Origin of the sequence: Streptomyces flavofungini, assembly GCF_014650815.1 — a bacterium.
Taxonomy (GTDB): Bacteria; Actinomycetota; Actinomycetes; order Streptomycetales; family Streptomycetaceae; genus Streptomyces; species Streptomyces flavofungini.
Genome location: NZ_BMVR01000001.1, coordinates 55,052 through 76,450, shown reverse-complemented (window position 1 = coordinate 76,450; position 21,399 = coordinate 55,052). Strand labels below are relative to the sequence as shown.

The 21,399-nt window shown below is 73.5% G+C and carries 15 protein-coding genes and 1 riboswitch; of the genes, 6 read left to right on the top strand and 9 right to left on the bottom strand.

Features of this window, described 5'->3' with window-relative positions; genetic code table 11:
* Positions 1 to 308: 308 nt before the first annotated feature.
* The gene (locus tag IE274_RS00300; RefSeq protein WP_372447229.1) at positions 309 to 2,525 is read left to right on the top strand and encodes a bifunctional glycosyltransferase 87/phosphatase PAP2 family protein; all 2,217 of its coding nucleotides are present in this window, start codon (positions 309 to 311) and stop codon (positions 2,523 to 2,525) included.
* On the opposite strand, the gene IE274_RS00295 is transcribed toward IE274_RS00300, so the two are convergent.
* The gene (locus tag IE274_RS00295; RefSeq protein WP_372447233.1) at positions 2,482 to 4,113 is read right to left on the bottom strand and encodes a DUF8823 domain-containing protein; all 1,632 of its coding nucleotides are present in this window, start codon (positions 4,111 to 4,113) and stop codon (positions 2,482 to 2,484) included. The two genes, IE274_RS00300 and IE274_RS00295, sit on opposite strands and share 44 nt — an antisense overlap.
* 188 nt (positions 4,114 to 4,301) lie before the next feature.
* Entirely contained in the window at positions 4,302 to 5,546 is a 1,245-nt protein-coding gene (locus IE274_RS00290) for a cytochrome P450 (RefSeq protein WP_190114051.1), read from the bottom strand.
* A 269-nt stretch (positions 5,547 to 5,815) separates the two neighbouring features.
* Between IE274_RS00290 and IE274_RS00285 the strand changes: the two genes are divergently transcribed.
* On the top strand, positions 5,816 to 6,985 hold the full coding sequence (locus IE274_RS00285) for a steroid 3-ketoacyl-CoA thiolase (RefSeq protein WP_190113483.1): 1,170 nt from the start codon (positions 5,816 to 5,818) through the stop codon (positions 6,983 to 6,985).
* Between the two features lie 372 nt (positions 6,986 to 7,357).
* Here IE274_RS00285 and IE274_RS00280 read toward each other — a convergent pair whose 3' ends face one another.
* The 6 genes from IE274_RS00280 to IE274_RS00255 all read right to left on the bottom strand — a co-directional run bounded on the left by IE274_RS00280 (position 7,358) and on the right by IE274_RS00255 (position 13,992).
* Complete coding sequence (locus IE274_RS00280; protein ID WP_190113482.1) at positions 7,358 to 7,777, bottom strand: aggregation-promoting factor C-terminal-like domain-containing protein; 420 nt, start codon at positions 7,775 to 7,777, stop codon at positions 7,358 to 7,360.
* Positions 7,778 to 8,124: 347 nt separating this feature from the next.
* Complete coding sequence (locus IE274_RS00275; protein ID WP_229909059.1) at positions 8,125 to 9,078, bottom strand: ECF transporter S component; 954 nt, start codon at positions 9,076 to 9,078, stop codon at positions 8,125 to 8,127.
* The gene (locus tag IE274_RS00270; RefSeq protein ID WP_190114049.1) at positions 9,071 to 10,891 is read right to left on the bottom strand and encodes an ABC transporter ATP-binding protein; all 1,821 of its coding nucleotides are present in this window, start codon (positions 10,889 to 10,891) and stop codon (positions 9,071 to 9,073) included. The genes IE274_RS00275 and IE274_RS00270 overlap by 8 nt, the downstream gene beginning before the upstream one ends.
* A gap of 14 nt (positions 10,892 to 10,905) precedes the next feature.
* The gene (locus tag IE274_RS00265) at positions 10,906 to 12,123 is read right to left on the bottom strand and encodes an energy-coupling factor transporter transmembrane component T (protein ID WP_190113481.1); all 1,218 of its coding nucleotides are present in this window, start codon (positions 12,121 to 12,123) and stop codon (positions 10,906 to 10,908) included.
* Positions 12,083 to 12,754 carry an SCO2322 family protein gene (locus tag IE274_RS00260; RefSeq protein ID WP_190113480.1) on the bottom strand — a complete coding sequence of 224 codons (672 nt, stop codon included), beginning with the start codon at positions 12,752 to 12,754 and terminating at the stop codon, positions 12,083 to 12,085. The genes IE274_RS00265 and IE274_RS00260 overlap by 41 nt, the downstream gene beginning before the upstream one ends.
* Positions 12,751 to 13,992 (bottom strand): SCO2321 family membrane protein, encoded by a 1,242-nt coding sequence (locus IE274_RS00255; protein ID WP_190113479.1) that lies wholly within the window; start codon positions 13,990 to 13,992, stop codon positions 12,751 to 12,753. The genes IE274_RS00260 and IE274_RS00255 overlap by 4 nt, the downstream gene beginning before the upstream one ends.
* A gap of 138 nt (positions 13,993 to 14,130) precedes the next feature.
* Positions 14,131 to 14,208, bottom strand: a riboswitch (cobalamin riboswitch).
* Positions 14,209 to 14,405: 197 nt separating this feature from the next.
* On the opposite strand from IE274_RS00255, the gene IE274_RS00250 reads away from it, so the two are divergent.
* The gene (locus IE274_RS00250; RefSeq protein WP_190113478.1) at positions 14,406 to 15,239 is read left to right on the top strand and encodes an SDR family oxidoreductase; all 834 of its coding nucleotides are present in this window, start codon (positions 14,406 to 14,408) and stop codon (positions 15,237 to 15,239) included.
* A 47-nt stretch (positions 15,240 to 15,286) separates the two neighbouring features.
* On the opposite strand, the gene IE274_RS00245 is transcribed toward IE274_RS00250, so the two are convergent.
* Positions 15,287 to 16,384, bottom strand: coding sequence for a Strvi_7410 family MBL fold metallo-hydrolase (locus IE274_RS00245; RefSeq protein ID WP_190113477.1), 1,098 nt, complete (start codon positions 16,382 to 16,384; stop codon positions 15,287 to 15,289).
* Between the two features lie 256 nt (positions 16,385 to 16,640).
* Between IE274_RS00245 and IE274_RS00240 the strand changes: the two genes are divergently transcribed.
* From IE274_RS00240 to lanKC, 3 genes are all read left to right on the top strand, one after another.
* Positions 16,641 to 18,119 carry an aldehyde dehydrogenase gene (locus IE274_RS00240; RefSeq protein WP_190113476.1) on the top strand — a complete coding sequence of 493 codons (1,479 nt, stop codon included), beginning with the start codon at positions 16,641 to 16,643 and terminating at the stop codon, positions 18,117 to 18,119.
* Positions 18,119 to 18,352, top strand: coding sequence for a ferredoxin (locus IE274_RS00235; RefSeq protein ID WP_190113475.1), 234 nt, complete (start codon positions 18,119 to 18,121; stop codon positions 18,350 to 18,352). Before IE274_RS00240 ends, IE274_RS00235 begins: the two co-directional genes overlap by 1 nt.
* Before the next feature lie 213 nt (positions 18,353 to 18,565).
* Entirely contained in the window at positions 18,566 to 21,391 is a 2,826-nt protein-coding gene (gene lanKC / locus IE274_RS00230) for a class III lanthionine synthetase LanKC (RefSeq protein ID WP_190113474.1), read from the top strand.
* The last annotated feature ends 8 nt before the right edge of the window (positions 21,392 to 21,399 follow it).

Sequence of the window (21,399 nt, the reverse complement as noted above, 5' to 3'; positions counted from 1 at the left end):
TCGCGTCCGGGCGGGGGAACCGGCCAGGGGGGTACCCGCCGTCCCTGCCCGAATCGGCGCCGGAGGCCGGGTGCGGCCACGCCCGGCGGCCCCGGCACCCGCCCCGAAAACGACTGCCGGCGCCCGGCGCCGCCGCGGGGCGGTTGGGCACCGAGGCCCAAAAGCCGGTAGAAAGCGGGTGTGGCTGCCAGGTGAAATGAGGGTTGCGCGCGTCTCACTCAGGGGCATGCGAGCCTCTTTGGGTGAGATCAGGAATCTCCTGGCACTTTGATCGAGGATGACGGATGGGGCGGGAGGGCCGACAGGGCGTGGCGAATGTTGAGCACAGGGGGCCGGGGAATGCCTTGGTCCCGGGCGCACCCGGGACACCCGACGGGCGTATCGGAGCGGTCCGCGTCGCCCTCTGGCTGATCGCCGCCGTCCTCGCCGTGCGGCAGGCGGCCGTCGTCCTGCGCACCCCCAAGGGCGACCGCCTGACCGACTGGGAGACCTGGGTCGGGCCGAACGGCGTGCTGCACGTGAACGGTTCGCTGTACGACGCGGACAAGTTCACCGGCACCCCCTTCGCCGGGCTCGTCCTCAAGCCGTTCGCCCGCTTCGCCGAGGACGCCCTCGGCTGGGCCTGGACGTTCGGCACCCTCGGCCTGGTCGTGGTCCTCGGCCTGGTCGCCGCCCGCGCGCTGCCGCAGCCGGTCTCGCGCCGCACCTCGCTGCTCGCGGCCCCCCTCGCGATCTCCCTCCTGATGCTGTCGCTGCCGGTGCGCAACACCCTGCACCTGGGCCAGACCAGCATCATCCCCGTCCTGCTCGTGCTGCTCGGCTGCTTCGCCGTGCGGGGGGAGCGGGCCAGCGGCGTCCTCATCGGCCTCGCCGCCGCCCTGCAGCCCACCGTGCTCCTGTTCGCCCCGCTGCTGTGGTTCACCGGCCGCAAGAAGGCCGCCCTGTCCTCGGGCGCCGCCTTCGCCGCCGCCACCGCGGTCGCCTGGGCGGCCATGCCGCACGACTCGTGGACGTACTGGATCCACCACCTGGCGGGCGCGGGCCTCGGCGCCAACCCGGACGCCAACGCCAACCAGTCGCTGCACGGCGCGCTGCTCCGCCTCGGCCTGGAGGGACCGCTCGAAATAGGGCTCTTCCTGGGCCTGAGCGCCGCCGTCGCCTTCCTCGGGCTGCGCCGCGCCGTGAGGTACGCGCGCGACGGGCAGTTGCTGCTCGCCGTCGCGCTCACCGGCTGCGTCGCCATCGCCGTGTCCCCGACGAGCTGGCAGCACCAGCTCCTGTGGCTGCTGCTCGCGGTCGTCGGCCGCGTCGGCAAGCGCGCGTCGGACCGGTACGTGTGGCCCATCGCCGTCGTCCTGGTGATGACGCTGCCGTCGAAGATGATGCTGCCGAACATGTCGGTCCTGGACCCGCTGCGCGACAACGTCGTCCTGCTCGCCGCGCTCGCCTCCGCGCTGATCGTGCCGTTCCTGTCCCGCACGGCGCCCGAGTACCAGAAGCCGATCCCCACCTCGTACGCCGATCCCGTACCGGCGAAGTGGACGTGGGTGCCGCTGTTCCCGTTCTGGCGGCGCGTGCTCACCCGCCCGAACCTGCTCCTCGAACTGCTCCTCATCCGCGTCGGCTACTCCGCGTACCAGCAGACCCGCCTCGCCGCGACCGGCGGCACCATCTCCGGCGGCCGGGAGCGGGCCGAGTCGCACGGCGAGCAGATCCACTCCATCGAGCAGTTCCTGCACATCGACATCGAGCACTGGTTCAACCATCTGACGGCGCGCACGCCGTGGATGGAGAGCTTCTTCAACTTCTACTACACGTCGTTCCACTTCGTGGTGCCGCTGAGCGTCCTCGCGATCCTGTACCTGCGCCGTCCCGCCCAGTACCGCTGGGCGCGCTCCGCGCTCGGCTTCGCCACGATCCTCGCGCTCGTCGGCTTCTGGGGCTATCCGCTCGCGCCGCCGCGGCTGATGGAGGACCTCAACTTCATCGACACCATCCACGGCGTGCAGGACTTCACGCAGCCGGACTACGGCACGCTGACGAAGCTCACCAACCAGTACGCGGCGATGCCCTCGCTGCACTTCGGCTGGTCCCTGTGGTGCGGTCTGACCATCGCGATCCTCGCGCCCAAGTGGTGGATGAAGGCCCTCGGCCTGCTGCACCCGTTCTTCACGGTGTGCGCGATCGTCGGCACCGGCAACCACTGGATCCTCGACGCGGTGGGCGGCGCGGCCGTCGTCGGCGCCGGGTTCGGGCTGACGTATCTGCTGCAGGGGCCGCGCGTGCGGCAGGTTCGCACGGGCGGGACGGGGCTGGTGAAGGGGCTCGCGGCGAGATTCGGGAAGGGCCCCGTGCCCGTGCCCGCGGCCGTGGGAGCCGAGGCCGTGGCGGCGCCCGCTCAGGCCGTGCCGGAGCCGAAGGCCGGGGAGCCTTCGGATGTCCCAGACGACCCTGGCGGCCCCGGCGAGCCGGACGGCCCGGTCAGCATGTCGAAGGACGCGACGGCCGACCGTACCCCGAGCTGATCCGGTACGTCCCGGGCGTCTCGACCGTCAGCTCCGTGAACTCGCCGTTCGGCTTCAGGCAGGCACCCTCGGCCCGCAGCCACGGCGAGTACACGATCCGCACGGTCACCGCGCCCCGCTCCGGCACCCGCACCACGACGTCGGTGCTGGTGGAGCGGACCACGGACGCGGGCGCCGACGCCATCGGCACGGCGTTGCGCACCCGGAAGATCCGCCAGTGCTCGTCCTTCCACACCGGCTCCAGCCACTTCGGGCCGCTCTTGACCAGCGCGGCCTCGTCGAGCGCGGGCCCGTCGGGGCGGCCGGAGGGCAGCACGACGAAGCCGACCGCCCACCGGTCGAGCCAGGCGCGGTAGGTCGCGGCGGAGAACGAGCCGTCGTAGAACAGGCGGCCGCGCTCGATGTCGAGCTGGCGGTTCCAGCCGCGGGCCATGTTCACGTACGGCGCGAGCGCGGTGGCCTCGCGGTGGTTGCGGGCCGGTACCACCTCGACCCGGCCGCGGTCGGCGCCGAGCCGCTCCAGTTCGCGGACGACGGCCTGGGTGTCCGTCGCCCACGCCGGGACGATCGTGGACACCTCCAGGTCGTCGGCGGTCTTCTGGGCGACCCACGCCGTCGACAGGACCAGGGCCGTCACCAGCGCCATCCGCCGCATCACGGGCAGCGCCGGGGTCAGCAGCGCGGCGAGCAGCAGGGCGGGCGCGACGAGTTCGGCGAGCCGCTCCACGTTCGTGCCGATGGGGGAGGGGATCAGATACGTCAGGACGGTCCCCGCCGCGTACACCCCCGCCGCCCACCGCAGCACCCGCCACTCCCGGGGGCCCGCCACCACCAGGACCAGGCTGAAGAACACGGGCGGGAAGATCCGGTCCGCCCACATCAGGTGCTCGCCCTTGAACGGGAAGAGCACGGTCGTCACGCCGACCACCACGACCGGCGGCGCGAGCAGCGCGGCGGCGCGGCCCCACTCCCGTACGAAGAAGTAGCCCGACCCCACGACGAGCAGGAACAGGCCCGCCACCGGCGAGGCCATGGTGGCGAGCGCCGCGCACACCACCGCGACCGCGAGCCGCCGCCCGCACAGCACCGCGAGGACCGCGCCGAGCCCGAAGGCGAGGCCGAGCGCGAACGTGGTGCGCCCGGAGGCGACGTTGCACCAGACGGCGAGGGAGGCGAGGACCGCGGGCCACAGCGGGCGGCGCACGCCGGAGCGCTCGATGAGCACGGCGACCAGCCAGGCCCCCGCGACGCCGGACAGGACCGTGACGGTCTTCACGCCGATCGCGGCCATCAGGTACGGGGATATCAGGCTGTAGTTGGCGGTGTGCATGCCGCCGTACCAGAAGAGGTTGTACGCCGCCGAGCCGTGCTCGGACGCGAATCCGGCCCAGGCCTGCTGGGCGGCCAGGTCGCCGCCGCCGGTGGCGAGGAACGCCGCCCACACCGCGTACAGGGGCAGGGTGGGGGCGGTGGCGAGGACCGGTATCCGGTGGCGGCGGTAGAAGGAACGGACGGCGCGGCGGAAGGGATTCTTCCGTTCGGTGGGTGTACTGCCGGTCGGGAGGATCGAGAGGTCGGCAGAGACCACGGTCACCGTTTCCGTTCGAAGTCTTGGAGGGTCGCAGCGGTGAGGTACACCTCCCAAGACGCTGTGTTCGACGAAAACGTTGGCGGTGAAAGCCGATCAAGTGAACATTTGGCGGATTTCTTCGGTCCGTTTCCCCCGGAGAGGCAGGGGCGGGGCGTAGGGGTTGCCCCTGCCTCCCGTCAGCGGGATCAGCGGGTGCTGACCTGGAGTTCCTTGACTCCGTTGAGCCACGCCGAGCGCAGTCGGCGGGGGTCGCCGACCAGGCGGAGCGTGGGCATCGCCTCGGCGATCGCGTTGAAGATCAGGTTGATCTCAAGCACGGCGAGGGACTTGCCGAGGCAGAAGTGCGGGCCCCCGCCGCCGAAGCCGAGGTGCGGGTTCGGATCGCGCGTGATGGTGAACACGTCCGGGTCCGCGAAGACTTCGGGATCGTGATTGGCGGAGGAATAGAAGATTCCGACGCGGTCGCCCTTCTTGATCCGCGCGTCCCCCAGTTCGGTGTCCTGCGTCGCGGTGCGCTGGAACGACACCACGGGCGTGCCCCACCGCACGATCTCCTCGGCGGTCGTCACCGGCCGCTCGCGCTTGAACAGCTCCCACTGGTCGGGGTGGGTGAGGAAGGCGTGCATGCCGTGCGTGATCGCGTTGCGGGTGGTCTCGTTGCCCGCGACGGCCAGCAGGATCACGAAGAACCCGAACTCGTCGGACGACAGGTTGCCTTCGTCCTCCGCCGCGACCAGCTGGCTGACGATGTCCTTGGCGGGGCACTCCTTGCGGGTGGCGGCCAGGTTCATCGCGTACGACACGATCTCCATGGCGGCCTCGGCGCCGACCTCCTCGGTGATCGCGTACTCCGGATCGTCGTACGCCGCCATCTTGTTGGACCAGTCGAAGATCTTCGAGCGGTCCTCCTGCGGTACGCCGATCAGCTCCGCGATGGCCTGCAGCGGGAGCTCGACGGCGACCTGCGTGACGAAGTCGAACGAGCCGTCGTCGGCGGCGTTCTCCAGGGCGGTGGTGACGATCCGGTGCGCGCGGCTGCGCAGCGCGTCCTCCAGGGAGCGGATGGCGCGCGGCGTGAAGCCGCGCTGCACGATCTGGCGGACCCGGGTGTGCTCGGGCGGGTCCATGTTCAGCATGATCAGCTTCTGGACGTCGATCTGGTCGCGGCTGATCGACTCGTTGAAGCGGATGACAGCGGTGTTGAGGTTCGAGGAGAACAACTCCGGGTGCGTGGACACGTACTTGACGTCGGCGTGCCGGGTCACGGCCCAGTACCCCGCGTCCCCGAAACCGGCGATGCCGGGCCGCTGTGCGATCCAGCGCACCGGCTCCGACTGCCGCAGCCGCGCGAACTCCGGGAAGGGCACGCGGTCTTGCAGCACATCGGGATCGGTGAAGTCGAACCCGTCGGGCAGCGCTGGACAGGGCATCGGCAGCTCCAGGTGTTTCGGGACGCTCACGACTGCGGTGATGTCTGACGGTCCATCAGGAGATGCGTCGCAACGTAGTAACGGGTTCTACAAGTCGCAAGGCCCGTGACGGGATCCCTTCCGGCTCCGGTTGTGCGCGCGGTGCGTGCACGACCCTTGCGGGGGTGGGGTCGGGCTCAGCAGACTGGTCGGTAGAACTAGAACGCGTACTAGTTCTCGTGTGCGGGATGCCGGGACGCCCCGCGGGACGTGGAGGGAGAGGACGGCCCATGGTTGCTGAACCTGTCATCGTCGAAGCCGTACGCACGCCGATCGGCAAGCGCGGAGGTGCGCTCGCGAGCCTCCACCCCGCCTACCTCCTCGGCGAGACCTACCGGGAGCTGCTCGGGCGCACCGGGATCCCCGCCGACTGCGTCGAGCAGATCGTCGGCGGCGCCGTCACCCAGGCGGGCGAGCAGTCCGCGAACCCCGCGCGCACCGCGTGGCTCACCATGGGCCTGCCGTACGAGACCGGGGCGACGACCGTCAACTGCCAGTGCGGGTCGTCCCAGCAGGCCGCGCACCTCGTCGCCAACATGGTCGCCGCCGGGGTCATCGACGTCGGCATCAGCTGCGGCGTCGAGTCCATGTCGCGGGTGCCGCTCGGGGCCGCGTCCAAGCACGGGCCCGGCAAGCCCTTCCCCGACGAGTGGAACATCGACCTGCCCAACCAGTTCGAGGCGGCCGAGCGCATCGCCCGCAAGCGGGGGCTCAGCCGGGAGAACGTGGACTCCCTCGGCCTCATCTCGCAGGAACGGGCCCAAGTCGCCTGGGCCGAGGAGCGGTTCAAACGCGAGACGTTCGCCGTGCAGGTCCCCACCAACGAGGCCGAGCAGGCCGCCGGGCAGGGGATGTGGCGGCTCGTCGACCGGGACGAAGGGCTGCGCGACACCTCCATGGACGCGCTCGCCGGGCTCAAGCCCGTCATGCCCACCGCCGTGCACACCGCCGGGAACTCCTCCCAGATCTCCGACGGGGCGGCCGCGCTGCTGTGGACCTCCAAGCGGATGGCCCGGGCCCTGCGGTTGCGGCCCCGGGCACGGGTCGTCGCCCAGGCCCTCGTCGGGGCCGATCCGCACTTCCATCTCGACGGGCCCATCGACGCCACGCGGGCCGTGCTCGGGAAGGCCGGGATGTCCTTGGCGGACATCGATCTGGTCGAGATCAACGAGGCGTTCGCCGCTGTGGTGCTGAGCTGGGCGCAGGTCTTCGACCAGGATCTGGAGAAGGTGAACGTCAACGGGGGCGCGATCGCGCTGGGGCATCCGGTCGGGGCGACCGGGGCGCGGCTGCTGACCACCGCCCTCCACGAACTGGAACGGGCGGACAAGGAGTTCGCGTTGGTGTGCATGTGCGCGGGGGGCGCGGTGGCCACGGCGACGATTCTGCAGCGGCTGTAGGGCCCTCGCGGGGTGCGCCCCGGTCCCGCCCCTTCCCGGGTCCAGGGGGCCGCCGCCCCCTGGACCCCCGCTTGTCGGCCTGAACGGCCTCGTCCGCGAACGCCGGACGGGCTGGTACTTCGCCGGGGCGGGCCGGGGAGGCGCCGCAGGGCTGGCTGGTGTGGTGCTTGGGGTGAGGGGTTCGGGCTGATGGTGCCGGGCTGTTGCTCGGGACGGGGGAAGTCTGGACGGGTGGGTGGGGGAGAGCCTGTCCGGCGATTGAGGACGAGGCGCGGAGCGCCGATCGGGGGTGAGCCGGGCCGGGGTACGGCGAAGGGCGGCACCCGCGCGGGGTGCCGCCCTCGTTCACCGGTCAAGGCCCAGGGGCCAGGCTCAGTACCAGCCGTTCGCCTGCCAGTGGTCCCACGCGCCACACGGGCTGCCGTAGCGGTCCTTCATGTAGTCGTGGCCCCACTTGATCTGGGTCTCGGGGTTGGTCTTCCAGTCGGCGCCGGCCGAGGCCATCTTGGAGCCGGGCAGGGCCTGGACCAGGCCGTAGGCGCCGGAGGAGGCGTTCTGGGCGTTGACGTCCCAGCCACTCTCGTGGGCGACGATGCGGTCGAAGCACTGGAACTGCGCGCTGTCGGCGATCATCCGCTGAGCCACGGCCTTGGCCGAGTCGGAGTTCGCAGCCGCCGGAGCGGCCTGGGCGGGGGCCGCAGCGAAGACCATGCCGGTGGCGGCAGCCGCGACGGCGCCGGCGGCGAGGGCCTTCTTCGGGGAAGCGATGCGGCGGAGGAGCGAGACGGACACAGAGGACCTTCCGGTGGGGAACAGGGCGGTCGCGGGGCACGCCGCGGTCACGCGGACCGTGGGGGGAATGCCTCGGCGCCGCGGCCCGGGTGGGCTCGTCGGCGCCGTGCGACTCATCCAGAGAAGCAGGGCTGTTACGCCGCCGCAATGACCCCTCTTACTAGTGGCAGTCGCACCCGTGCCGGAGGGCCCCCGTGTGATCTGGCTCTCAATCCGCAGGTCAGCGCGGCGATTGGCGCGTACGTGACAAGGTGACGCGACCCCGACCCCCGGTAGTAGAGGACCAAAGTCCTGTGGGCCGCCTCACGGGCCACCCCGCTGTTTCCTCACAGAACGCGCAAGACCGCTCACCGCCGCGGAGGCTCGAATGTGACCGCCGTCTCGAACGCGGCCCGCCGGGTGGCCCGGCGCAGCGCCTTCAGGACGGCCGGGCCGAGCGTGACGCTGAGGACGACCGTGACGACGGCGCGCGGCAGGTCCCAGCCGAGGGAGGTGGCCAGGCAGTACGCGAGGAAACGGGCGAGGTTCTCGCCGACGGGGTCGCCGGGGACGAAGGAGACGCCGGTGGCCAGGCCGCCGATGTAGGGCCAGCCCTGCAGGTTCATCACGGTGCCGTACAGGACGGAGGACACCGCCCCGTACACCCCGAGGAGGTACAGCTCGCCCCGTCCGCGAAGGGGGCCCCTGCTCGGGCGCAGCCGAGAGCCTGGGGAAGAGTCGGCGCCCGGCAGCAGGCCCGCCCCCATGCACACCCACCCCATGGCCAGCATCTGGAACGGCATCCACGGGCCCACGCCGCCCGTGAGCAGCGCCGACGCGAACATCGACACCGCCCCGAGCACGAAGCCGAACCCCGGCCCGAGGACCCGCCCGCTCAGCACCATCAGGAAGAACATCGGCTCGATCCCGGCCGTGCCCGCGCCCAGCGGCCGCAGGGCCGCCCCCGCCGCGGCCAGCACGCCGAGCATCGCGATGGCCTTCGCGTCCAGGCCGACGTCGGCGATCGTCGCCACGACCACGCCGAGGAGGAGCGGCAGGAGCGCCGCGAACAGCCACGGTGCGTCCTTCGCGTGCGCGCTGAGGCCCGAGTCCGACCCGGCGAGCAGGGGCCACCCGAAGGCGACGACTCCGACGGCACTCACCAGGGCCAGCGCGGCGATGGACCGTCGCCCCAGCCGCACGGGGCGGACCTGCCCGTCCTGCCGGACCGGCTGTCCGCCGCGGGTCGCCGGTGGCCGGGCGCGCCCATGCGGCGGAGCCGCGTCACGACCCGCCCCGTGCTCCTTCGGGGCCCTACTCATCGGCCGCCTCCAGTGCCTCCCGTACCTGCGTCACCGTGAGCCACCGCTGCGGAGCGAGGACCTTGGTGACCTGTGGGGCGAACGACGGGGACGACACCACGACGTCCGCCGTCGGGCCGTCGGCCACCACCTCGCCGTCGGCGAGGATCACCACCCGGTGGGCCAGCTCGGCGGCGAGTTCCACGTCGTGGGTGGCCAGGACGATCGCGTGGCCCCGGGCCGCGAGGCCGCGCAGGATCGTGACCAGGCGGGCCTTGGCCGCGTAGTCCAGGCCGCGGGTGGGCTCGTCGAGGAGGAGCAGGGGCGGGCGCGTGGTCAGGACGATCGCGAGGGCGAGGGCAAGGCGCTGGCCCTCGGACAGGTCGCGGGGGTGCGTGTCGTCCGCGATGCCGGGGACCAGATCGGCGACCAGGTCCCGGCAGGTGCCCGGCGCCGCGTCCGCGTCGCGGTCGGCGGCGGCGCACTCCGCCGTCACCGTGTCCGCGTACAGGAGATCGCGCGGCTCCTGCGGTACGAGGCCGACGTGCCGGATCAGCTCGCGCGGCGGCATGCGGTGCGGCGCGGCACCCCCGACCCGCACGGTTCCGGACGTCGGCGGCAGCAGGCCGACCAGGGTGGACAGGAGGGTGGACTTGCCCGCGCCGTTGCGGCCCATCAGGGCGACGGTCGCACCGGGGGAGACGGCGAGGTCGACCCGGCGCAGGGCCTCGACCCGGCCCCGCAGCACGGCGAGCCCGGCGACGCGTGCGGCGGGCGTACCGGCGGCCGGCGCCGTCCCCTCCGGCCGCGCGACCGCCGGGCTCGCGGCACCCGGCGTCGTGGCCTCGGCCTCATGGCGCTTACCCCTGTGACGACGCCAACGCGAGACGCGCCCGGGCGCGTCCACCTCGGCCGCACGAGCCCCCGGAGCCACGACGGCACGCCCCTCATCGGCCACCTCGGCAGGCGCCACCCCGGCAGGCTCACCCCCCGGAGGCACCACCCCTGAAGGCGCCATCCCCGCCAACCGCTCCCGCAGCCCACCCGTCCGCCGCCGGGCGTCCCGCACCGTCAGCGGCAACGGCGCCACCCCCGCGAGCCGCCCGAGCCCCACCACCGGCGGGTACACCGGGGAGACCGCCATGACCTCCGCCGGGTCGCCGAGGAGCGGTGGCTCGCCCGGCGCCGGGAGGAGGAGGACCTGGTCGGCGTACTGGACGACCCGTTCCAGGCGGTGCTCGGCCATCAGGACCGTGGTGCCGAGGTCGTGGACGAGGCGCTGGAGGACGGCGAGGACCTCCTCGGCGGCGGCGGGGTCGAGGGCCGACGTGGGTTCGTCGAGGACGAGGACGCGGGGGTGCGGGGTGAGGACGGAGCCGATGGCGACGCGTTGCTGCTGGCCGCCGGAGAGGGTGGTGATGGGGCGGTCGCGCAGGTCGGCGAGGCCGAGCAGGTCGAGGGTCTCCTCGACGCGGCGGCGCATGACGTCGGGGGCGAGGCCGAGGGACTCCATGCCGTACGCCAGCTCGTCCTCGACGGTGTCGGTCACGAAGTGGGCGAGCGGGTCCTGGCCCACCGTGCCGACCACGTCGGCCAGTTCGCGGGGCTTGTGGGTGCGGGTGTCGCGGCCCGCGACGGTCACCCGGCCGCGCAGGGTGCCGCCGGTGAAGTGCGGCACGAGCCCGCTGACCGTACCGAGCAGTGTCGACTTGCCGACACCGGAGGGGCCGACGAGCAGCACCAGCTCGCCCTCGGGGACGCTCAGGTCGACGCCCTGCACGGTGGGCGCGGCGGTGCCCTCGTACCGTACGGAGACGTCCTCGAACCGGATCATGGACCGGGTCATGGTCATGAGGCCTTCTCCTCGGCGGCAGTACGGGCGGTGCGGGTGGCGCGGGCGGGCACGGGTGCCTCGGCGGGCGGGGGGACCGGTGCCACGAACGCCGGGAGCAGGCCGATGAGGACCGCCGCGGCGGGCAGCAGGGGCAGGGTGGGGGCGATCAGCGGGATCACCCCGGGGTGCAGGGCGTCCGCGGCGGCGGAGTTCGCGGCGATCATCAGGGCGGCGACCGCGGCCCCCGAACCGGCGACCAGCCAGGCCCGCGCCCCCCACCGGTCCGGCCGGTAGCGGGTCCGCACCGAGCGGCGCCCGCCGAGCCAGAGCCCCCCGAGCGCGGCGGCGAGCCCGGCGCCGAGCACCGGCAGGCCGTACGTCGAGCCGTCCGCGGTGAGCAGCCCGTACGCCCCCGCGCAGACGCCCATCAGGCCGCCGAGCGTCAGAACGGCGGTGGTCCTGCGCACCCGGGCGGGCACGGCGGCGGTGCGGCCGAAGCCGCGCGCGTCCATCGCGGCGGCCAGGGCGACGGACCGTTCGAGGGCGCCTTCGAGGACGGGCAGGCCCACCTGGAGCAGTCCCCGTACGCCCTTGTCGGGGCGGCCGCGCAGGCGGCGCGCGGCGCGCAGGCGTTGGACGTCGGAGATCAGGTTCGGGGCGAACGTCATCGCGACGACGACGGCCACCCCGGCCTCGTACAGCGCCCCCGGCAGGGACTTCAGGAGGCGGGCCGGGCTGGCGAGGGCGTTGGCCGCGCCCACGCAGATCAGCAGGCCCGCGAGGCGCACCCCGTCGTACAGCGCGAACACCACGCCCTCCGCGGTGACCCGGCCGCCGATGCGCACGCCCTGCGCCCAGTCGGGCAGCGGGACTTCCGGCAGGGTCACGATGAGGTGCGTGCCGGGGATCGGCGAGCCGAGGACGATCGCGAAGACCAGGCGGATGCCGATGACGACGAGCGCGAGTTTCACGAACGCGCCGTAGGAGCGGGCCCAGGGCGCGGACGTGCGGCGGGCCGCGACGACGTACCCGGCGACGCCGATGAGCAGCCCGATGAGCAGCGGGTTGGTGGTGCGGGACGCGGCCGTGGCGAGGCCGAGCGCCCACAGCCACCAGGCGCCCGGGTGCAGCGCGTTGGAGCGGTGCGCCTGGGGCGCCAGGCGGCGCGGGAGGAGCCGGTCGGGGGCCGCGTCAGCCACGGCGGCGGCGGGCCTGCCAGACGGCGGCGGCACCGAGCGCGACGATCGCCGCGATCCCGGCGAGCAGCCCGACGGAGGGACCGCCGTCGTCCCCGTCCTGCCGGGCGCTGCCCGCGTCGTCCGACTTCTTGCCGGAGACCTGCTCGCCGCACCCCTGCTTCGGGTAGCCGGAGATGGCGCAGAGCAGCGCGGAGCTGTTGTAGCGCAGCTGCCCGGCGACGGCGGCGAGCGCCTCGGCGCTGGTCCCGTCGGAGGCGACGCGCGCGCACGCCGTACGCCGCTTCGGGGGCTGCTCGCCACCCGGGGCGTCGTCCCGCGTGCCGAAGTCGATGACGAGCGCGACGCGCTTTTGGCCGTCCCGCGCGGGCGTGTCCGCGCAGATCGTGTCGAAGTCCGCGGCGCCGCGCGGCTTCTCGGCGCTGCCGGAGTTCGCGGACACGGCGAACCGGAAGCCCTCCACGTCGCCGTCGTCGGGCCGGGCGATGGAGGGCCCCTGCGTCGCGTACACCCACGCGCCGCCCTCGCCCCGCTGCCAGAACGACCAGTAGCGGTAGTCGGCGGCGTGGGCGGGGCTCCCGGCGAGGAGCGCGGCGGGCAGGGCGAGGAGCGCGGTGAGCAGGGCGGCCACCGTGAGGCGGCCGCGCCCCGGGTGGCGCCGGCTCACAGCTGGTTCTTCTTCTTGCGGCCGGAGAGCAGGAAGCCGATGCCCGCGCCCGCGACCAGGCCGACGCCGACGATCCACCAGACGCTGACGCCGGACCCGTCGTCGTCCTTCTCGTCCTTCTCCTTGGCCGCGGCGGTCGTCTCCGAGATCGCCTTCGGCGTCGGGCCCTGCGCGTTGAGCTGCTTGACGAGGTCGGCGCCGCCGAAGTCGCGTACGTCCATGTCGGCGGCGAGGGCGGCGAAGACGAGCTGGGAGTAGGCGGCGGGGCCGCTGTCCTTGGCCCAGGCGGCGGAGTTCTCCGACAGCCACTCGGCGGACTTCTTCGCCTGCTCCTGCTGGCCCGCCGCGGCGAGCGCGACCACCGCGTCGGCGGTGTTGCCGACGTCCGGCTGGTCCTTGGCGCCGGGCATGGCGGAGGTGAGGTGGCCGGTCTTGGCGAGGGTCTTCAGCAGATAGCCGGTGCCGTTGTCGGCGGCCTGCTTGGCCGTGTCCGGCTTTGCGCACTTCGGCGCCGCGTCGGCCTTCTTGCCCTTCGCGGGCACGAGGCCCTGGCCGAGGCCGCCGAGCACTCCGGCCGCGGTCGCGTCGGCGTTCGGCGCGAGCTTGCCCGACTTGGCGTCGGCGAGGCCGAACGCGCCGCCGTCCTTGCCGCAGTCCATGGCGAGCTTCGTCAGCGCGTCGAGCGGCGACTTGCCCTTCTGGGACTTCACGGACGCGGGCTTCTCGCCGACGGCGGCGAGGGCGCCGACGACGATGCCGGTGGAGTTGGCGTCGCTGGGCAGGCCCGGGTTGTAGCCCCAGCCGCCGTCCTGGTTCTGGACCGACTTCAGCCAGCCCAGGCCCTTCTTCACCGTGTTCGACTCGTTGCCGACGGCGTGCAGCGCCTGGATCGCGGCGGCGGTGGAGTTCGAGTCGACCTGCGTCTTGGACCCGCACGGCTCGCTCGCGTCCGCGCGGTACGCCGCGAAGCCGCCGCTCGTGCACTGCTGGCCGGTGAGCCAGTCCACGGCCTTCGCGGCCGGGGTGACGCCCACCGTCTTCTGCGCGAGCAGCGCGTACGACTGCCGGAACACGCCGTCGAACTGCGGGTCCTTCTTGCCGTACAGGCCGGACGGGAGCGGCGCCCCGGTGGCTTTCGCCGACGGCGAGTCGTCGTCGGCGAAGGCGGCCGGGGCGGCGGCGGTGCCGAGGGCGGCGACGGCCACGGCCAGGGCAGCTGCGCTGCGGCGAACGTTCATGATGCGGCGGGTGCCTCTCCCTGCGGGGGGCCGGGCAGCACGGCACGGAGGGGCACCGGGCGGCTCCGGCTCCGTATACCTCGACGGTGCCGGCCATCGGCACGTTCCGATGACGCGAGCCGGTCATGCGGCGTACGAGGCGTTCCGGCTTGCCGCGGCGGACTGCCACGCGGCTTCACGGCTGCGGGGTCAGCGCCGGACTTCCACCGGCTTCCCCTCGTACACGCATGAGACGACCCGCCCACTGTACCGGCCCGTAGCCCTCGCCCCGGGGCCCGGCACGGGGTCCCGGCGCCCTCGCTCCGGCGCGCGCCGGAGCCGGGCCCGTGCTCCCGGCGCGGTCTGGCAGGGGCCGCCGGGGCGGCGTTACGTTGGCTCGGGCCTCTGGGTACGGGAGTTGAGGGGGAGCACGGATGGCGGGCACTGCGACGGAACGTGACGCACGGCCGGGCGGGCGGGACGGTGCCCGGGTCTGCCTCGTGACCGGCGCCGCGTCCGGCATCGGCCGGGCCGTCGCCCGCCGCCTCACCGGCCGGGGCCACCGCGTCATCGGCGCCGACCTCAAGGACACCGACGGCGTCGACATCCAGGCCGACCTGGCGACCGCCGACGGGCGGGCCCTGCTCGCCGACGCCGCCGCCGAGCTGGGCGGCGGGCGGCTCGACGCGGTGGTGGCGTGCGCGGGGGTCGGCGCGTACGACCCCGTCACCGTGCGGGTCAACGGCTTCGGCGCCATCGCCACGCTGGCGGGCCTGCGGCCGCTGCTCGCCGCGGGCCGCGACCCGCGCGCGCTCGCCGTGTCGTCGGTGGCCGCCGTGCACGAGACGGACCCGGCGATCGTCGCCGCCGTCCTCGCGGACGACGAGGACGCCGCCGTGGCCGCCGCGCAGGCCGCCGTCGACCGCGGCGAGGGCGGGCTCGTGTACGCCTCCGCGAAGCGCGCCCTGGTCCGCTGGGTGCGCCGGGCCGCGATCACCGACGCCTGGGCGGGCGCCGGGATCCCCCTCAACGTCATCGCCCCCGGCATCATCCGCACCCCCCTCAGCCGCGCGATCATCGAGAACCCCGAGATGCGCGCCGTCGCCGACCGCGCCGTACCGATGCCCCTGCACGGCTACGCGGACCCCGAACAGGTCGCGCCGCTGGTCGAGCACCTGACCGCACCGGAGAACACGCACGTCACCGGGCAGGTGGTGTTCATCGACGGGGGCGCGGACGCGGTGCTGCGGGGCGACGAGGTCTGGTGACCCCGTCCTCCGGGCCCGGCTGAGACGGTGGCCGAGTCGGTCAGGGGCTACGCCCCGCACGCCACGTACGTCACCGGATCACTCCCCGCCACGGCCTCCGCCCGCCCCAGCTTCACCAGGCGCCGCAGGTGCGCCTCCGCCTCCGACACCGCGATGTTCCGTGAGCCGTAGGGGATGTCGGCCCAGGGCCTGTTCCACTGCATGTGCTCGGCGAGCTGCCAGGGGGTGCGGGGCTCGGTGAGCAGGGTGCGGAGCTGGGTGAGGCGCTCCTCGTGGTGGGTCAGCAACTCCCGTACGCGGGGGCGGGCTTCGGTGAAGGCGTGCTGATGGGCGGGCAGCACCTCCGCGACGCCGAGCCGTCCGACCCGCTCCAGGGAGTCCAGATAGTCGCCGAGGGGGTCGCCTCCGCTCGGGCGAGGTCGGGAACTCGGCGAAGGGGCGACGGCGGTGGCGTCGTCGGGATCCTCGTACAGGCCGATGTGCGGAGTGATGCCGGGCAGCAGGTGGTCGCCGGAGAAGAGGCGGCCGTGCCCGGGGAGCCCGGCCGGGTGGGCCTCCTCCAGGTGCAGGCAGACGTGGCCGGGGGTGTGGCCCGGGGTCCAGATGGCGCGCAGGCGGCGCCCGGCCAGGGGCAGGAGTTCGCCGGGGACGATGGACCGGTCGGGCAGGGCGGGGGCGAGGCCGGGGAGCCGCGGGGTGCGGCCCGCGTCCCGGGCGGCGAGCAGCGGGGCCACGTGCTCGGCGGGCGCGCCCGCGGCGGCGAGCTTGTCGGCCATGTACCCGTACCAGCGCGCGGGCGCGTGCTCACGGGTGCGCCGCACGACGTCCGCGTCGGCGTCGTGCAGGGCGATCCACGCTCCCGAGGCCTCCCGCACCTTCGCGGAAAGCCCGTGGTGGTCGGGGTGGTGATGCGTGATCAGCACCCCGTGCACGTCCCCGACCTCGGCCCCGCACGCGGCGATCCCCGCGACCAGCGTGTCCCACGAGCCCGGGTCGTCCCAGCCGGTGTCGATCAGGACGGGCCCGCGGTCGGTCTCCATGAGGTGCACGAGGGTGTACCCGAGCGGATTGTCCGGGATGGGCACCCGCATGCTCCACACGCCACCGCCGTGCGCGATCACCCGCGCCTCGCTCGCCTGCGCCATCCGCTCCCCCTCGCCGCCGGGTGCCTCGCCCCGCCGCCTCCGCCGAGCCCGACTCGGCGCGGGCGCGCGGCCATTGCCCACTATAACTAGAACTGGTATCAGTTCTGAAACAGCGTCAGAAACTGCTCGGCAAGGCGTCCGAGCCGTAGCAGCAGTCGCAAGCAGCCGCAGCAGTCGCAAGCAGCCGCAGGAGTCGCACGCGGCGGCCTCGGCAGCCGCAAGCAGCAGCCGCAGCATTCGCAGGAGGCAGGCAGTCATGAGCGAGCTCGTGGAACACGGACAGCTGTTCATCGGCGGGGAGTTGGTCGACCCGCTCGGCACGGACGTCATCGAGGTGGTCTCGCCGCACAGCGGTGAGGTGTTCGCGCGGGTGCCGCACGCCGCGCCCGCCGATGTCGACCGGGCCGTGGCCGTCGCGCGCGAGGCCTTCGACAACGGGCCCTGGCCGCGCATGACGTTGGCCGAGCGGATCGAGGTCGTCGCGCGGATCAAGGACGGGGTCGCGGCGCGGCACGAGGACATCGCGCGCGTCATCAGCTCCGAGAACGGCACCCCGTACACCGCGTCCGTGATGGTGCAGGCGCTGTCGGCGATGATGGTGTGGGACGCGGCGATCACCACCGCGCGCGGCTTCACGTACGAGGAGGCGCGGGACGGGGTGCTCGGGAAGATCCTGGTGCGGCGCGAGCCTGTCGGCGTCGTCGCGGCCGTGGTGCCGTGGAACGTCCCGCAGTTCACCGCCGCCGCCAAGCTCGCGCCCGCGCTGCTCGCCGGGTGCCCGGTGATCCTGAAGACCTCGCCGGAGGCGCCGCTCGACGCGTACATCCTCGCCGAGATCGCCGCTGCGGCGGGGCTCCCGGACGGCGTGCTCTCGATCCTCTCGGCCGACCGCGAGGTCAGTGAGTACCTGGTCGGGCACCCGGGCGTCGACAAGGTGTCCTTCACCGGCTCCGTCGCCGCCGGGAAGAGGGTGATGGAGGTCTGCGCCCGCAACCTCACCCGCGTCACCCTGGAACTCGGCGGCAAGTCGGCCGCCGTGATCCTCCCCGACGCCGACCTCGCGGGCGCCGTCGCCGGGATCGTGCCGTTCGCGTGGATGATCAACGGCCAGGCGTGCGTGGCCCAGACCCGCATCCTGCTCCCGCGCTCGCGCTACGACGAGTTCGCCGACGCCTTCGCCACCGCCGCGTCCGCCCTGAAGGTCGGTGACCCGATGGACCCCGGGACCGAACTCGGCCCGCTGGTGGCCGAACGGCAGCAGCGCCGCTCGCTCGACTACATCCGGATCGGGCAGGAGGAGGGCGCCAAGATCCTGGCCGGGGGCGGCCGTCCGGCGGGGCTCGACCAGGGCTGGTACGTGGAGCCGACGCTCTTCGGCGGTGTCGACAACTCCATGCGCATCGCCCGCGAGGAGATCTTCGGCCCCGTCATCTGTCTGCTGCCGTACGGCGACGAGGACGAGGCCGTCCGCATCGCCAACGACTCCGAGTACGGCCTCAGCGGCAGCGTGTGGACCGCCGACGTCGAGCGCGGCATCGACGTGGCGCGCCGGGTGCGCACCGGCACGTACTCCGTGAACGCCTTCAGCCTCGACATGCTCGGCCCGTTCGGCGGCTACAAGAACTCCGGTCTGGGGCGGGAGTTCGGGCCCGAGGGCTACGGCGAGTACTTCGAGCACAAGATGATCCACCTGCCCACCGGGTACCAGGCCCCCGGTGACGGGGGCGGTGCCTGATGGGCGACCGCTGGCACGTCGAGGTCGACCGGTCGGTGTGCATCGGCTCCGGGATGTGCGTGGGCACCGCGCCGGACGGCTTCACCCTCGACACCGCCCGCCAGTCGCACCCCACGCACCCCGAGACGGACGCCGCCGAGAAGATCCTGGAGGCGGCCGAGAGCTGCCCGGTCGAGGCCATCACCATCACGCTGCTCGGCAGCGGGGAGGTGGTGTTCCCGCCGGAAGACTAGAACCCGCCGACACCGCCCCGCGCCCGCCGTGCGGCACCCGGCACTCACGGCCCTGCGCGGGCCCCGTACACCGGACCGCCATCACATGCTCGAAGTCCGCTCGAACGTGACTTTACGCATGAGTTCCGCACGGTGAGTCGATGACAGACGTGACTGTCCGGCCCCCGGGGTGTCCTGGAAGTCTCATCGCGACACAGCGCGGGGAGGGGACCCATGGACAAGCGGTACGAGGTCTACTGTCTGGCCGACAGACACTTCTACGAGACCCCGGACCGGCTGTCCGCGCTCGCACAGGCCGGCACGGTGTACGCGACCGCCCGCCGCGCCGTCCCCGCCGGCTGGCGCTCCGAGCGCGCCGGTGACTGGCTGACCCTGGTCCCCGTCGACGACGAGGGCACCGCGCTGCCGTCGCCCCAGCAGGGCTGGAAGATCCACGTCTCCGCCACCCGGGCCAACGCCGACGAGATCGCCGCGGCCGTCTGGGACTACTGCGTGCCGCGCCGGGTGCCGTTCAAGTTCGTGCCGGGCCCGCCGCTGCTCCTGCTGCGCAACAGCAAGTACGCGGGCCGCGACAAGAGCGGCAAGTTCGTCACCGTGTACCCCGCCGACGAACAGCAACTACACACTGTGTTACGTGAGTTGGGCGAGATACTCGACGGCCGCGAGGGTCCCTACATCCTCACCGATCTGCGCTGGGGCGAGGGCCCGCTGTATGTACGCTACGGCGCCTTCACGCGCCGCGTGTGCGACGACGGGCGCGGCCGGATGGTCTCCGCGATCGAGGACGGCGAGGGCCGGCTCGTGCCGGACTCGCGCGAACCGGCCTTCAAGGTGCCGTCCTGGGTGACGCTGCCCGACTTCCTGAAGCCGCACCTCGACGCCCGCGACGCGACCAACGTCAAGGACCTCCCGTACCGCCTGGAGAAGGCCCTGCACTTCTCCAACGGCGGTGGCGTGTACGTCGGTACGGACACCCGCGACGGCCGGAAGGTCGTCCTGAAGGAGGGCCGTCCGCACGCGGGCCTCGCCGCCGACGGCGCCGACGCCGTCACCCGCCTGGAACGCGAGAAGGACGCCCTGGAGAAGCTGTCGGGGCTCGGCATCGCCCCCGAGGTGCGGGACTGGTTCGAACTCGGCGGCCACCGCTTCCTCGTCATGGACTTCCTGGCGGGCCGCACCCTCAACTCCTTCTTCGCGGACCGCCATCCGCTGTGCGTCCACGAGCCGTCCGCCGAGGACATCTCCGCGTACACGCGCTGGGCCCTGCGGATCCACGCCCTGGTGGAGGAGGCCGTCGCCGCCGTGCACGAGCGCGGCGTCGTCTTCAACGACCTGCACCTGTTCAACATCATGGTCGCGCCCGACGAACAGTCCGTCTCCCTCCTCGACTTCGAGGCCGCCGCCGGAGTGGACCAGCCGGGACGCCAGGCCGTCGCGCACCCCGGCTTCGTGGCGCCCGCCGACCGCAGCGGCACCGGCATCGACCGCTACGCCCTCGCCTGCCTGCGCCTGGCCCTGTTCCTGCCCGTCACCACGCTCCTGGTCATCGACCGCGAGAAGGCGGCGCATCTGGCGGAGGTGATCGCGGGCGAATTCCCGGAGGTGCCGAGGGAGTTCCTGGACCAGGCGGTCGCCGAGATCACGGGGGCCGTGGAGCCGGAGGTCGTCGAGGCGGAGGCTGCCGAGCCCGAGGCCGCCTGGAGCGGGACCGGCCGGAGCGAGGCCGTGGGGAGTGAGGCGATCCCCGGGAGTCGGACCGCCTCGGCCTGTCGCGTACGGGACTTCGTCGTCGACCCGTCCGACTGGCCCCGCAGCCGCGACTCCATGACCGCGGCCCTCCTCACCTCCGCCACACCGGAGCGTGACGACCGGCTCTTCCCCGGTGACGTCGGGCAGTTCGCCGAGGGCGGCGGGCTCGGCCTCGCGTACGGCGCGGCCGGAGTGCTGTACGCGCTCGCCGAGACCGGCGCGCAGCGGTACGAGGACGGGGAGCACTGGCTCCTGAAGCACACCGACCCCGTGCCCAAGGGCACCCCGCTCGGCCTGCACGACGGCATCGCGGGCATCGCCCACGTCCTGGACCGCCTCGGCCACCGCACCCGCGCCCTCGACCTCGTCGGCCTGGTCCTGGAGGAGAACTGGGAGCGCCTGTCGTCCGACCTGTACGGCGGCCTCGCCGGTCTCGGCCTCGCCCTGGACGGCCTGGCCCGTTCCACGGGGGAGCGGGACCTGGACGAGCACGCGCTGCGGGCGGCGCGGATCCTGGCGAGCCGGATGGTGGCGGCGGAGGCGGCTTCGGAGGGAGCGCCCGGGGCTTCCGGGGGCGCTTCCAGGGAGGGCGCGGCTGCCGCGGGGTCCGCACAGGGGTCGGGCTCACCGGCCGGTTCGCGGCGCGCCGGGCTCCTCCACGGCGCCGCCGGACCCGCCCTGCTCTTCCTGCGCCTGTACGACCGCCACGGCGCCCCGGGCTTCCTGGACCTGGCCGCCCAGGCCCTGCGCGCGGACCTCGCCCGGTGCGTGCCGCAGCGCGACGGGGGGCTCGCCGTGGACGAGGGCTGGCGCACCATGCCCTATCTGGGTGACGGCAGCGTCGGCATCGGCATGGTCCTCGACGACTACCTCACGTACCGCGACGACGAGCAGTTCGCCGCGGCCCGCACCGGCATCCTGACCGCCGCGAGCTCCCGCTTCTGCGCGCACCCCGGGCTCGTCCAGGGCCGCGCGGGGATGATCCTGCACCTGAGCCGCACGCAGTACGCGCCGGGGGCGACCGAGCCGAGCGCGGAAACCGCCGCCCGCCTCGACGGCCAGATCGACGGCCTCGGCTGGTTCGCCATGCCGTACGAGCGCCATCTCGCCTTCCCCGGCAACCAGTTGCTGCGCCTGTCCATGGACCTGCACACCGGCACCGCGGGCTGCCTGCTCGCCCTCGGCGCCGCGCTCGACACCGAACGGCCCCCCGGCGCCCGCGCCCACCTGCCGTTCCTGCCGCCCCTGAGGCGGCCCACCGACCGGCCCCACCGCGAGGCGGGGCCGTGAAAAACGCA